Below are 13,201 nucleotides of genomic sequence, written 5' to 3' on the forward strand. Positions count from 1 at the left end.
CGCTTGGGTACAGTCTGATCATCGACAACGGCCATGCCACGGGGAATACCATGCACACCACCTTGCACTTGAAAAACAGCTTGAAAGCCGTGGCGCTGCTCGCTTGTGTGGCGCTGGCCACCGTGATCGTCATTAACGTACAGCAAGTACCGCCGACCCAGCATGCGCCATTAGTGCTGAGCCAGGCAAGCATGCTGCTGCCGGCACTGGGCTAAGCGGCGCGCAGGAACAGGAAGAATATGATGAACAAGCAAGATTATCTCGACTCTCTGCGGCGCGCGCTGGCAGGCTTGCCGCCGGACCTGGTGGCCAAGACCCTCGATTATTACGAACAGACCTTCATCGAAGGCGCGGCGGCCGGCCGCAGCGAGCACGAAATCGCCGAGGACCTGGGCGATCCCAAAAAAATCGCCCTCACCTTGCGCAGCAGCACCCACCGCCAGGCTTTCGAACAAAAGAAAACCCCCGTCAACCTGCTGCGCCTGCTTGTCTCGCTGGTGGGCCTGGCCATCTTCAACCTGTTCATGGTCGTGCCTGCCGCCGTGTACGCGGCCCTGCTGGCCACCCTGTATGCCGTCGGCCTGAGCTTTTACCTGGCCGGCATCGCCATCACGGCCAGCGGCCTGTCCGGCGCCAACGAACTGGTGCTCGATGGCCCGCTGCGCCACGTCTTCATGCATGACGATGACGGCGGCGAAGGGGGCGAGCGGCGCGAAACACGCATCACCATCGGCGACACGGGCATCGAAATCGACCACGTGCCCGGCCCCTTGCAGCGTGAACCGGCCGAACCCCAGGGGCCGGGCGTATCGTCGCGCATGATGGAGCGGGCCGAAGCGCTGGCCGGCGGCGGCATCCGCATCTCCACCGACATGGACCGCGATGCGCGCACCACGCAAACCGTCTTCGGCGTGGGCATGCTGCTCGGCGGTATCGTCATATTCCTGCTCAGTCTGGTGGTCACGCGCTATACCTTGATCGGCATCAAGCGCTACATCGCCATGAATGTCTCCCTGCTCAAAGGTCACTAGAAAGGCTGCCATGAAACGTTTACTCAAAGTCGGCCTGTCCATGCTCTTGTTGGCCATGGTCCTGATCGCCATGTCGTATGCGGCGCTGCGCGCCAAGGGGATCAGCAATCCCAGCAGCGCTGCCGGCCGCGCCGTGCGCAGCGAAACGCGCCCGATTGCCGCCAATATCACCAGCATCGACCTGGCCGGCCCCATCGACCTGGTGCTGCGCCGCGGCGCCACGCCGTCGATGAAGGTGAGCGGCGAACAGCGTTTGCTGTCGAACGTGGACACGACTGCCGATGGCACGACCCTGCATATCGGCCCGAAAGGCATGCTGTTCCACCATCGCCAGCCGCTGCAGGTGGAACTGGTGCTGCCCGCCCTCGTGCGCGTGGAAGTGCACGGCAATGGCGACAGCAAGATCACGGGCTTTTCCGGCGACAGTTTTATACTGGAATTGACGGGATCGGGCGACGTCAGCTTCACGGGACGCTACAAGCAGGTGCAAGCCACCGTCAACGGCAGTGGCGACCTCGACATCAATGGCGGCAACAGCGACAGCGTGGTGCTGGAAATGGTGGGTTCCGGACGCATCGCCGCCAGCGGCAACACGAAGTTCCTGCGCGCCGACCTGAGCGGCTCAGGCGACATCGATGCCGAACACCTGGCGGCCGACAAGGCCAGCGTCAGCCTGCAAGGCTCGGGCCAGAGCACCGTCTTCGTGCGCGACGCCGCCAACCTGACCTTGCGCGGCAGCGGCGATATCCACGTGCACGGCAACCCGCGCCAGCGCGAGACCCAGAAAAGCGGGTCAGGCGACATCATCTGGCATTGATGATGACGCTAACGATCAAATGCTGTTGTAATTTCAAAAATTCCCTTCCAGCCAACTGACCGCCTGCTCACCGGCCGCCTTGCCTTGCGCCAGGCAGGCCGTCAGCAGGTAGCCACCGGTCGGCGCTTCCCAGTCCAGCATTTCACCGGCGACAAACACGCCCGGCATGGCGCGCAGCATGCTGCCGTCGATGCCGTCGAATTGAACGCCGCCGGCGCTGCTGATGGCTTCGTCGATGGGGCGCGCACGCTTGAGCGTGACGGGCAGCAGCTTGATGGCGGCAGCCAGCCTGGCTTCGTCGGCAAAGTCGGCCGCGCTCAGGCATTCGCGCAGCAAGCCCGATTTCACGCCTTTGATGCCCAGCCGGCTTTGCAAATGGCTGGACATGGAACGGGCGCCACGCGGACGCGTCACTTCCTCGAACACGCGCTCATGGCTGTGGTCAGGCGCCAGGTCCAGCCAGATGGTGGTGCTGCCGTCACGCGCGATCTGCTCGCGCAGCGCGGCCGACAGCGCATAAATCAGGCCCCCTTCCACGCCGCCCGCCGTGATGACGCACTGCCCCTGGCGCTTGATCGTCAAGCCATCGATGTCATGCGCCGTGATGGCCAGCGTGGCCAGGTGTTCGCCCGCGTAACGGCTGCTGAAATGCTCGCTCCAGTCCACGTCGAAGCCACAATTGGCCGGCGCCAGTGCCGCCACAGCCACGCCCTGGCCTTGCAGCAGCGGCACCCAGGCGCCGTCCGATCCCAGGCGCGCCCAGCTGCCGCCACCGAGCGCCAGGATCACGGCGTCGAAGGTGAAACGGCGTTCGCCATCCGGCGTGGCAAAGGCCAGCTGGCCATCCTCACCCTGCCAGCCCGTCCAGCGGTGGCGCATGTGAAATTGCACGCCCGCTTCGCGCAAGCGGTGCAGCCAGGCGCGCAGCAGGGGCGCGGCCTTCATATCGGTCGGAAAGACGCGGTTCGAGGAACCGACAAAGGTGTCGACGCCCAGGCCGTGCACCCAGTCGCGCACCTTTTGCGGGCCGAACTGGTCCAGCGCCGGTTTCACGCGGTGCGCCTGTCTGGCGTAGCGCGAGACGAAGGCCTGGTAGCCTTCCGCGTGCGTGATATTCATGCCGCCGCGCCCGGCCAGCAGGAATTTGCGGCCGACGGACGGCATGGCGTCGAACAATTCCACCCTGGCCCCCTGGTCGGCGGCCGCCTGGGCGGCCATCAGGCCGGCGGGGCCGCCGCCGATGACGGCGATGTGGAACGGAGGAAGGCTGGAATGGGTCATGGCAAGCTGGGAAGACGGTGAAAACCCCGGCATTTTAGTCGAGATAAGGCCGGGGAATGGCAAGAATGCTGAAAAATGATGCATACTGCGCAGGCATGCCGCAATGATCGGCACTTTGAATCACGAGACAACGAGACGACAAGAGGAGAAACACATGGACACAGGATTCTGGATTTCCCGCTATTTGCTGGCCAGCTCGATTTTATTCATGATCTTGACGGTGGTCGATTACAGCAAAGGCAACGTGAGCAAGGCCAGCTTGCTGGGCGCCCTGGCCTGGTCGCTGGTGGCCTCGGCCATCTTCATCGGCTCGAAATACTGGCGCCACAAGAAAGCCATCGCCTGCGCCACCTGCAGCGGGGACAAACCAAAAACCAAGTCGCAATAAAAAATGGCCGCTTCAGCGGCCATTTTCTTGCGTGGACATGATCAGCCGCCCGTCACCGGCGGGAAAAACGCCACCTCATCGCCTTCCGCAATCACGGTATCGGCATCGCACATCACCTGATTATGCGCCATGCGCAGCGCGCGGCCCTGCGCCAGCGCATATTCCCAGTTGCCGCCGCGGGCGATCAGCAGGCTTCTCACCTCGCCCACCGTCAGCGGCCCGGCCACCTCCAGCACTTCCTGGCCCGTGCCCACCAGCTCGCGCACGCTGGCGAAAAATCGCAGATTGATCTTCATCGATACTTCCTTAGTACAGCAATTCGTTAAACGGGATAAAGCGCAGCATGTCGCCGCGCGCAATCGACAGCCCCGGCGGGCAATCGATCAAGCCGTCGCCCCACACGGTGGACGTCAGCACGCCCGAACTCTGGTTGGCGAACAGTTCCAGCTCGCCCTCGTCATTGACCTTGGCGCGCAAGAACTCGTTGCGCTTGTCCGCCTTCAGGCGCTCGAACGCGGCCGGCAGCTTGTAGCTGCGCGGCGCCAGATTCCCCGCCACGCCTTGCAGGCGCAAGATGAACGGGCGCACGAACAGCAGGAACGTGACGAAGCTCGACACGGGATTGCCGGGCAAGCCGACAAAAAAAGCGTCCCGCACTTCGCCGAAGGCCAAGGGTTTACCCGGCTTGACGGCGATCTGCCACATGTTCAGCCGTCCTTCCGCTTCCACGGCCGGCTTGATATGGTCTTCCTCACCCACGGACACGCCGCCCGAGGTGATGATCAGGTCATTGCCCTGGGCCGCCTGGCGCAGCACGGCGCGCGTCGCTTCAAGGCTGTCGGGCACGATGCCCAGGTCCGTGATCTCGCAACCCAGATTTTCCAGCAGGCCCCGCAGGGTAAAACGGTTCGAGTTGTAGACGGCGCCCGGCGCCAATGGCTGGCCCGGCATGGCCAGCTCGTCGCCCGTGAAGAACACGGCCACGCGCAGCTTGCGCAGCACGGGGACTTGCGCCAAGCCCACGGAGGCGGCCAGGCCCATTTCCTGGCTGCGCAGGCGTCGTCCCGCACCGAGGATGACGCCACCGGCGCGGATATCCTCGCCCTGGCGGCGCACCCATTCACCCGCATGCGGCACGTGGTTCACCGTCACCACGCCCTCAAGCAAGGTGCACTGCTCCTGCATCACCACGCAGTCGGCGCCGTCCGGCAGCAAGGCACCCGTAAAGATGCGCGCCGCCGTCCCCGGCTGCAATGGCTGGCCCACGTGGCCGGCCGCGATGCGCTGCGACACGGGCAGGCTGGCCGCGCCGCTGGCGCAATCCTGCGCGCGCACGCAATAGCCATCCATCTGCGTGTTGTCGCGCTCGGGCACGTTCAGGGTCGACGTCTGCGCCGTGGCCAGCACGCGGCCGTTGGCGCGCATGGTGTCGACCAGCTCGACTTCGGTCACCGGACGCGCCGCGCCCAGCATGAAGGCTTGCGCCTCGGCCACCGACAGCATCGGTTTGCGTACAGTGCTGGCTTCTGTCATCACAATCCCGTATTGGCGGCGATGTACGCCTTCATTTTTTCCACGTCGGCATCCATCACGACGAACTTTTGCGGCAAGTCTTCGATGTTTTCGAAGCCCTTTGGCCGTTCCGCGTCCACGCCCAGCGCTTCCAGGATGGTTTCGTTGAACTTGGCGGCCAGCGCCGTTTCCAGCACGATCATCGGCACGTTCGGTTCCAGGTGCTCGCGCGCCACCTTGATGCCGTCGGCCGTGTGCGTGTCGATGGTGATGCCGTAGTCGTCGGCCACGTCGCGGATGGTGTCGAGGCGGTCCTGGTGCGTGGACTTGCCCGACTTGAAGCCGTATTTGGCCACCAGTTTGAACTCGTCGCCGTCGCTGCCAGGCTTGCCGGACAAATCGAAGCCGCCATGCGTTTCCACTTTCGTGAACAGGGCGCGTACGCGCTCGCTGTCGCGGCCCACCAGATCGTAGACGAAGCGCTCGAAATTCGACGCCTTCGAGATATCCATCGACGGGCTGCTCGTGTGATACGTTTCGGCCGACTTGCGCACGCGGTAGACGCCCGTGCGGAAGAATTCGTCGAGCACGTCGTTTTCATTCGTCGCCGCCACCAGTTTCGAGATGGGCAAGCCCATCATGCGGGCGATATGGCCGGCGCAGATATTGCCGAAGTTGCCAGACGGCACCGTGAACGACACTTTTTGCTCATTGCTGGTGGTCGCCGCCAGATAGCCGCGGAAGTAGTACACGACCTGCGCCACGACGCGCGCCCAGTTGATGGAATTGACGGTGCCGATCTTCTGTTTCGCCTTGAACGGCAAGTCGTTCGACACGGCCTTGACCATATCCTGGCAATCGTCGAACACGCCTTCGACGGCGATGTTATAGATGTTCGGGTCTTGCAGGCTGAACATCTGCGCCGTCTGGAAGGCGCTCATTTTCTTGTGCGGCGACAGCATGAAGACGCGGATGCCCTTCTTGCCGCGCATCGCGTATTCGGCCGCGCTGCCCGTGTCGCCCGAGGTGGCGCCGAAGATATTGAGTTCGGCGCCCGTCTTGGCCAAGGTGTATTCGAACAGGTTGCCCAGCAGCTGCATGGCCATGTCCTTGAAGGCCAGGGTCGGGCCGTTCGACAGCGCCTGCAGCATCAGGGTGGTCGATCCGCCCTTGACGAGGTTTTCTTCGAGCACGCGCAGCGGCGTGATGTCGGCCGCGTTTTCGCCGGCGCGGGCGTTCTTGTAGACTGCCTTGGTATAGGTTTTCGCCGTCAATGCCTTCAGGTCCGCGGCCGGGATATCGGTGGCGAACTTCTTCAGGATTTCGTAGGCCAGGTCGGCATACGACAATGTGCGCCAGGCGTTGAGCTCGGCACCAGTGACTTGCGGGTAGTGTTCAGGGAGATACAGTCCGCCATCGGGGGCCAGGCCGCCCAGGAGGATGTCGGAGAATTGCTGCGGATTCATTGGCGCTTTATCAGCGCGGGTAGACACGTAGTGCATAAATTTGAAGAGTCCAGTTGAGCTGAGTGCGGTTGATCATGAATGGCAGCGGATATTATAGTGCCAGCCGCCGCCCAAGGCGAATCGCATGCGCACGCAGCCGTCCTGGCCCCTGCCCCTGTTGTCAAACAGCAGCGCCGGGCGGAGGCAAAAGCATTGTATTTTGGAAATTTCTTATGGCGAGATCAACGCCCCGCATAAAGATGGGGCCACGTACTGGCGTATGCGCCTGATTTGCGCCACACTCGTACCTGTCGGCCGCATTGCGGCCATTCATGGAACCGGCCATGTCGCTGAGTAAAAAACCGTATCTGCAAAGCGCCGCGCTGCGCCACGACACCGTCGTCGACCTCGATCACTATCCGTTCACCATCCCCGCCATCCGCGACTTCGTGCACATGGACTTCCATCCCGACGTGACGTTTTTCGTGGGCGAGAACGGCAGCGGCAAGTCGACCATGCTCGAAGCGCTGGCCGTGGGGCTGGGCTTCGGCAAGGATGGCGGCACGCGCAACGTGCGCATCGCGCTGCCGTCGGACGAGGAATCGGGCTTGCATGCGCATCTGCGCCTGAGCAAGAGCTACAAGAAACCGGATGACAGTTATTTTTTGCGCGCCGAGAGCTTTTTCAATGTCGCCACCTATATGGACGACATGCCCGAATACCTGGGCAGCTACGGCGGCAAGTCGCTGCACGCGCAATCGCACGGCGAAGCGTTCATGGCGACCCTGATCAACAAGCTGCGGGGCAAGGGACTGTATCTGCTGGACGAACCCGAGGCGGCCCTGTCGCCCAGCCGCCAGATGGCGGCATTATCGGTGATCCACCAGCTGGTGCAGGACGACTCGCAACTGATCATCGCCACCCACTCGCCGATTCTGCTCGCTTACCCGAACGCGAAAATCCTCATGTTTACGGGCGGCGGCATCCACGAAGTGGCGTATGAAGACACGGAACACTACGCCGTGACGCGCGATTTTTTGAATCACTACCCGCGGAGGCTGGAGCAGCTGTTCGAGGAGGAGTGAGGTGGTGGCTTGCTGCTTTGGTGATGTCGGCTTGCTGCCTTGGTGATGTCGGCTTACGCCCTGCGGGCTAAGCCGACCTACGCCGACCTACGCCGACCCACCCCGACCTACGTTGCTTGCGTCATGGCGTAGGTCGGATTAGCGCTGCGCGCGTAATCCGACAACACCACTGGCGCATCAGCAAGCCGCATGGTTGACGGTAATCACGTGCACGGCCAGGCCACCCAGCGACGTTTCCTTGTACTTGTCCTGCATGTCCGCGCCCGTCTGACGCATGGTTTCGATGACTTCGTCGAGGCTGACGAAGTGCGTGCCGTCGCCCTTCAGCGCCAGCGAGGCGGCCGTGATGGCTTTCACGGCGCCCATGCCATTACGCTCGATGCACGGGATCTGCACCAGGCCGCCGATGGGGTCGCAGGTCATGCCCAGGTGGTGCTCGATGCCGATTTCGGCCGCGTTTTCGATCTGTTCATTGGTGCCGCCCAGGGCCGCCACCAGGCCGGCCGCCGCCATGGCGCAGGCCACGCCCACTTCGCCCTGGCAACCCACTTCGGCGCCCGAGATCGAGGCATTGCGCTTGCACAGCATGCCGATGGCGGCTGCCGTCAGCATGAAGCGGCGCACGCCGCCCACCGGGTCGCTGGGGCGGCAATCCTGCGCGTAATAGCGCAGCACGGCCGGGATGATGCCGGCGGCGCCATTGGTCGGCGCCGTCACCACGCGCCCGCCGGCCGCGTTTTCCTCGTTGACGGCCATCGCGTACAGGCTGACCAGGTGCACGGCGTCATGCGGCAAGTCGTTGGCGCGGTTGTCGGACGCCTTCGCTTCCTGCGCCAACCGCCACAGTTTGGCGGCGCGGCGCTTGACGTTCAGGCCGCCCGGCAGGTTGCCCGTCGTTTCCAGGCCGTGCGCAATGCAGTCGCGCATGACGTGCCAGATGCGGTCCAGGCCCGCATTCAATTCATCGTCGCTGCGCTTGACGCACTCGTTCGCGCGCAGCATTTCCGGGATCGACAGGCCGCTTTCCACGCCATGCGCCAGCAACTGCTCCATGGTATCGAAGGGGAAGACGACTCTTGCGCTGGCCGCCGATTCCACGGCCGCTTCCGCCTGCGCCTCGCCCGCTTCGCGGATAAAACCGCCGCCGATCGAGTAATACACTTTGTCGGCCCGGCTGCCGTCGGCCAGTTTCAGCGTAAAGCGCATGCCGTTCGGATGTTCTGGCAGGGATTCGCTCTTGTGCCAGATCAAGCCCGTGGCAGCCGTAAACGGCACCACGTGCATGCCCAGCAAGGCGATCTCGCCAGCCGCCTCGATGGCGGCCAGCTTGCTGTCGACGGCATCGGGCGCCACGTCTTGCGGCGTTTCGCCCATCAAGCCAAGAATGACGGCCTTGTCCGTGGCATGGCCCACGCCCGTCAGCGCCAGCGAGCCATACAGGGCCGCCTCGACGCCCACTACCTGGTCCAGCGGACCGTATTCGACCAGAAAACGCCGCGCCGCCACCATCGGCCCCACCGTGTGGGAACTCGACGGCCCGATGCCGATTTTAAACAGGTCGAATACGCTCATGTCCATGTAGTGTCTCTTTATATTGGTATGTTTTTATGAATGCTTGTGTGGGACTCAGGCTGCCTTGGCGGCATGGCCCACGTCGACATTGGCCAGCATGTCGGTGACCATCTGCTCGACGCCGATCCGCGCCTTCCAGCCCCAGTCCGCGCTGGCCTTGCTGTCGTCCAGGCTTTGCGGCCAGCTGTCGGCGATGGCCTGGCGGCTGTCCGGCTTGTAGCTGATCTTGAAGTCCGGGATCATGTGCACGATGGCTTTCGCCAGTTGCTCGGGGTTGAACGACACGCCGGCCACATTGTAGGACGAACGGATCCTGACCTGCGACACGGGAGCATCCATCAGTTCGATGGTGGCGCGGATGGCGTCGGGCATGTAAATCATCGGCAAGGTGGTCGTCGCATCGAGGAAGCAGTCATAACGCTCGCCGCGCAAGGCCGCATGGAAGATGGCAATCGCGTAATCGGTGGTGCCGCCGCCCGGAGGCGACTTGTAGCTGATGATGCCCGGGTAGCGGATGCTGCGCACGTCCACGCCATACTTGTTGAAGTAGTACTCGCACAGGCGCTCGCCGGCCAGCTTGCTGATGCCGTACATCGAGGTCGGGTCCATCACCGTCATTTGCGGCGTGTTCACCTGCGGCGTGTTCGGGCCGAAGGCGGCGATCGACGACGGCCAGAAGATGCGCAGCGGTTTGCCCGCCTCGCCCCGCTCGCGCGCCAGTTCCAGGATATTGAGCAAGCCATCCATGTTCAGGCTCCACGCCTTCAATGGCGCCGCTTCGCCCGTGGCCGACAGCATGGCCGCCAGCTGGTACACCTGGGTGATGCCTTCGTCGGCGATGAGCTTCGCCAGGCCGTCCTTGTCCAGCACATTCAACTGCGCGTAGCGTCTGGCCTGGTACAGATTATTCGTGCCGATGTCGCTGGCGATGACGTTGTCCGCGCCGTGCTGCTGCGCCAGCGCGCCCACCAATTCACTACCGATTTGGCCGTTTGCGCCGATGACTAAGATGCGTTCCATGCTATTTTCCTGAATTCTTGTTAGTTGGTAGTGGTGGTGGCGGTCAGCAGACCGAGTTCCTTGCCCGCCTGCTCGAAGGCGGCCAGCACTTGCACCAGCTGTTCGCGCGTATGTGCGGCCGACAGCTGCACGCGCACCCGCGCCTGGCCCATTGGCACGACCGGATAGAAGAAGCCCGTCACCAGCACGCCCAGTTCATACAGGCGGGCGGCAAACTTCTGCGCCACGGGGGCGTCGAACAGCATCACCGGCACGACCGGATGCGTGCCCGGCTTGATGGTAAAACCGATGCGCTCGATTTCGCTGCGGAAGAACGCCGTGTTTTCATGCAGGCGGTCGCGCAGTTCCGTCGACTTGGCCAGGCGCTCGAGCACCGACAGCGAAGCGCCGGCGATCGACGGCGCCAGGGTATTCGAGAACAGGTAGGGACGCGATTTCTGGCGCAGGGTGTCGATGACTTCCTTGCGCGCCGAGGTAAAGCCGCCCATGGCGCCGCCCAGGGCCTTGCCCAGGGTGCCCGTGACGATGTCGATGCGCCCCATCACATTGTGATGTTCGTGCGTGCCGCGGCCCGTCGCGCCCATGAAGCCGGAAGCGTGGCATTCGTCGATCATCACCAGCGCGCCGTACTTGTCGGCCAGGTCGCAGATCTTGTCGAGTTGCGCAATCGTGCCATCCATCGAGAACACGCCGTCCGTGACGATGACTTTATGGCGCTTGCCGGCGGCAATCGCCGCTTGCAGCTGCACTTCCAGGTCGGCCATGTCGTTGTGCGCGTAACGGTAACGGCCAGCCTTGCACAGGCGGATGCCGTCGATGATGGAAGCGTGGTTCAGCGCGTCCGAAATGATGGCGTCGTTTTCATCGAACAGGGGCTCGAACACGCCGCCGTTGGCGTCGAATGCGGCCGCGTACAAAATCGTGTCTTCGGTACCCAGAAAAGCGGAAATCGCCTGTTCCAGTTCTTTATGTACGGTTTGCGTTCCGCAGATAAAGCGCACGGACGACAGGCCGTAGCCGTATTTTTGCGTGGCGGCAATGGACGCTTCCTGCGTCTGCACGTCGCCGGACAGGCCCAGGTAGTTATTCGCACACATATTGATCAGGGTACGGCCATCGTCGCACACCACTTCGGCGCCCTGGCGCGAGGCGATCACGCGCTCGGACTTGTACAAGCCCTGCTGGCGCAATTGATCGAGATTCTGTTGCAGACCGCTGAAAAAGGTGTTCTTCGCTTGCTCGCTCATGATGATCCTTGTGTGTCCCTGTTGTATGCCTGTTGGCTGTATGGGCCGCCGCTTGACCGGCGCGCGCCATATGCTGTACCGTGAAGCGCTGTTTGAAGTCTGCACGTTTCCGTGTCCTTCCTCAAAATCCACTATTTCGAACTGAAATTCAATATAGTGGATATTACCCAAGCCTATTGAACTTTGCAAGCCACCTGCCGATGAAAACCAGCGTTTCGACCAATTCTCCCCCTGAAGTGGGTGCCACCCTGCAACGGCTGCGCCTGGCGCGCGGCCTGACACTGGAGGATTTGTCGCGCATCGCGGGCGTCTCGAAGTCCATGTTGTCGCAAATCGAGCGCGAAAAAGCCAATCCCACCATCGCCATCACGTGGCGCCTGGCCAACGCCCTGGGCGTGCAGATCGGAGAATTGCTCTCCAGCGCGGAGAAAGCCGTGGAAACCATCCGCATCACGGATGCCCACGAAACCCCCACCCTGCCCGGCGACCACGCGGGCTACGTGCTGCGCATCCTGGGACCGATGGAACTGGCGGGCAAATACGAATGGTATGAAGTGACCCTGGCGCCGGGCGGGGAACTGGCGTCGCAGCCGCACGATCCCGGCACCACCGAGCATTTGACGGTGATCCACGGCAACCTGGAACTGGAAGTGGGAACGGCGAAGAAAAAGGTCAAGAACGGCGGCACGGCGCGCTATCCGGCGGACCAGCCGCATACGATACGCAATCTGGGCAAGACGGAAGGCAAGGCATTATTGGTGGTAATCCATAGATAGTTGCTTTTCAGCGGTGTGCAATAAGCTCTTTCGCCCATGCTAAGATTTTGGATTAGACAAGATTTTCACTGTCTTTCATGGAGCCTTAGCAATGACGATTTCCGACAGCACGACCACCTTCCACGACAAGCAAGTCGTCCAGTACGACCCGGACTTGCCCTTCGACGCGTCACCAGGCATCGTCTACCGTTTGTCGCTTGAATACGACGACAAGCGCAAGATGGATGAACTGATCGCCGGCTTCCTCGCCAAGGCCGACAAGAACGCACTCGAAGCGCTGATCATCGGCATGTGGGGCGATCCGTACGAATCGGGCGCCGACGAAGTGATGGCCGCGCTGATCGCCCACGCCGCCGAACTGCCCAACTTGCGCGCCTTGTTCATCGGCGACATGACGTACGAGGAATGCGAAATTTCATGGATCGTGCAAGGCAGCTACAAGCCCCTGCTGGATGCCTTCCCGCTGCTGGAAGAACTGCGCATCCGCGGCGGCAATGAGCTCGTCATCGAGCCGTTCGCCCACCAGCACCTGCGTCGCTTCACCATCGAAGCGGGCGGCCTCGATCAAAAGATCGCCGAGGCGCTGGCGCAATCGAGCATGCCGCAGCTGGAACACCTGGAACTGTGGCTGGGCACGGACGACTATGGATTCTCGGGCGACGTGGACCTGTACCGCAAGGTGCTGGCGCAGCTGACCGTGCCGACCCTGAAATACCTCGGCTTGCGCGACGCGGAAATCGCCGACGACCTGGCCGTCTGGCTGGCGGAAGAACCGCTGGTGGCGCAGCTCGACATCCTGGATCTGTCGCTGGGCACCATCGGCGACCTGGGCGCCGTGGCCGTGCTCAATCACACGCAGCTGGGCAAGTTGAAGCGCCTGGACCTGTCGCACCACTACATCTCGGAAGAAAACCAGGCGAAACTGAAGGCGCTGCCCTTCGAAGTGGTGCTGGACGACCCGCAGGAAGCCGATGAAGACGACGGCGAAAGCTACCGCTACGTGGCTGTCGGCGAATAGGCGGAGTTT

14 protein-coding genes are annotated in these 13,201 nt (G+C 62.7%); 7 read left to right on the forward strand and 7 right to left on the reverse strand.

All coding sequences use genetic code 11. The features are described 5' to 3' along the window. Positions 1-50 precede the first annotated feature (50 nt). The 3 genes from K0F86_RS15405 to K0F86_RS15415 are packed head-to-tail and all read left to right on the forward strand — an operon-like array spanning position 51 to position 1,848. Positions 51-215 carry a hypothetical protein gene (locus tag K0F86_RS15405; protein WP_219135226.1) on the forward strand — a complete coding sequence of 55 codons (165 nt, stop codon included), beginning with the start codon at positions 51-53 and terminating at the stop codon, positions 213-215. A gap of 24 nt (positions 216-239) precedes the next feature. Continuing rightward, positions 240-1,031 (forward strand): DUF1700 domain-containing protein, encoded by a 792-nt coding sequence (locus tag K0F86_RS15410; protein WP_257572171.1) that lies wholly within the window; start codon positions 240-242, stop codon positions 1,029-1,031. A gap of 10 nt (positions 1,032-1,041) precedes the next feature. Then, positions 1,042-1,848 carry a head GIN domain-containing protein gene (locus K0F86_RS15415; RefSeq protein WP_219135227.1) on the forward strand — a complete coding sequence of 269 codons (807 nt, stop codon included), beginning with the start codon at positions 1,042-1,044 and terminating at the stop codon, positions 1,846-1,848. Positions 1,849-1,881: 33 nt separating this feature from the next. On the opposite strand, the gene K0F86_RS15420 is transcribed toward K0F86_RS15415, so the two are convergent. Further along, complete coding sequence (locus K0F86_RS15420) at positions 1,882-3,129, reverse strand: TIGR03862 family flavoprotein (protein WP_219135228.1); 1,248 nt, start codon at positions 3,127-3,129, stop codon at positions 1,882-1,884. A gap of 154 nt (positions 3,130-3,283) precedes the next feature. Here K0F86_RS15420 and K0F86_RS15425 point away from each other — a divergent pair, with 154 nt between their 5' ends. Beyond that, positions 3,284-3,517, forward strand: a complete 234-nt coding sequence (locus K0F86_RS15425; protein WP_219135229.1) for a hypothetical protein — start codon at positions 3,284-3,286, stop codon at positions 3,515-3,517. A 41-nt stretch (positions 3,518-3,558) separates the two neighbouring features. Here K0F86_RS15425 and moaD read toward each other — a convergent pair whose 3' ends face one another. Genes moaD through thrC form a run of 3 tightly spaced genes read right to left on the reverse strand, consistent with a single transcriptional unit; the run spans position 3,559 to position 6,531 of the window. Next, a complete protein-coding gene (moaD, locus tag K0F86_RS15430; protein WP_219135230.1) occupies positions 3,559-3,813 on the reverse strand; it encodes a molybdopterin converting factor subunit 1 in 255 nt (84 codons plus the stop codon). A 10-nt stretch (positions 3,814-3,823) separates the two neighbouring features. After that, the gene (gene glp / locus K0F86_RS15435) at positions 3,824-5,050 is read right to left on the reverse strand and encodes a gephyrin-like molybdotransferase Glp (RefSeq protein WP_219135231.1); all 1,227 of its coding nucleotides are present in this window, start codon (positions 5,048-5,050) and stop codon (positions 3,824-3,826) included. Beyond that, on the reverse strand, positions 5,050-6,531 hold the full coding sequence (thrC, locus tag K0F86_RS15440) for a threonine synthase (RefSeq protein WP_219135232.1): 1,482 nt from the start codon (positions 6,529-6,531) through the stop codon (positions 5,050-5,052). The genes glp and thrC overlap by 1 nt, the downstream gene beginning before the upstream one ends. Positions 6,532-6,818: 287 nt before the next feature. On the opposite strand from thrC, the gene K0F86_RS15445 reads away from it, so the two are divergent. Next, positions 6,819-7,559, forward strand: a complete 741-nt coding sequence (locus tag K0F86_RS15445) for an AAA family ATPase (RefSeq protein ID WP_219135233.1) — start codon at positions 6,819-6,821, stop codon at positions 7,557-7,559. Positions 7,560-7,736: 177 nt separating this feature from the next. Here K0F86_RS15445 and K0F86_RS15450 read toward each other — a convergent pair whose 3' ends face one another. From K0F86_RS15450 to kbl, 3 genes are read right to left on the reverse strand one after another with little or no spacing between them, the layout of a single operon-like run. Continuing rightward, positions 7,737-9,137, reverse strand: a complete 1,401-nt coding sequence (locus K0F86_RS15450) for an L-serine ammonia-lyase (RefSeq protein ID WP_219135234.1) — start codon at positions 9,135-9,137, stop codon at positions 7,737-7,739. Between the two features lie 48 nt (positions 9,138-9,185). Further along, positions 9,186-10,151 (reverse strand): NAD-dependent epimerase/dehydratase family protein, encoded by a 966-nt coding sequence (locus K0F86_RS15455; protein WP_219135236.1) that lies wholly within the window; start codon positions 10,149-10,151, stop codon positions 9,186-9,188. Between the two features lie 20 nt (positions 10,152-10,171). Next, complete coding sequence (gene kbl, locus K0F86_RS15460) at positions 10,172-11,398, reverse strand: glycine C-acetyltransferase (protein ID WP_219135237.1); 1,227 nt, start codon at positions 11,396-11,398, stop codon at positions 10,172-10,174. Between the two features lie 200 nt (positions 11,399-11,598). Here kbl and K0F86_RS15465 point away from each other — a divergent pair, with 200 nt between their 5' ends. Next, the gene (locus tag K0F86_RS15465; protein WP_034751403.1) at positions 11,599-12,174 is read left to right on the forward strand and encodes a helix-turn-helix domain-containing protein; all 576 of its coding nucleotides are present in this window, start codon (positions 11,599-11,601) and stop codon (positions 12,172-12,174) included. A 91-nt stretch (positions 12,175-12,265) separates the two neighbouring features. Continuing rightward, positions 12,266-13,192, forward strand: coding sequence for an STM4015 family protein (locus K0F86_RS15470; protein WP_219135238.1), 927 nt, complete (start codon positions 12,266-12,268; stop codon positions 13,190-13,192). The last annotated feature ends 9 nt before the right edge of the window (positions 13,193-13,201 follow it).

Origin of the sequence: Janthinobacterium sp. UMAB-60 (assembly GCF_900095235.1) — a bacterium.
Classification (GTDB): domain Bacteria; phylum Pseudomonadota; class Gammaproteobacteria; order Burkholderiales; family Burkholderiaceae_D; genus Janthinobacterium.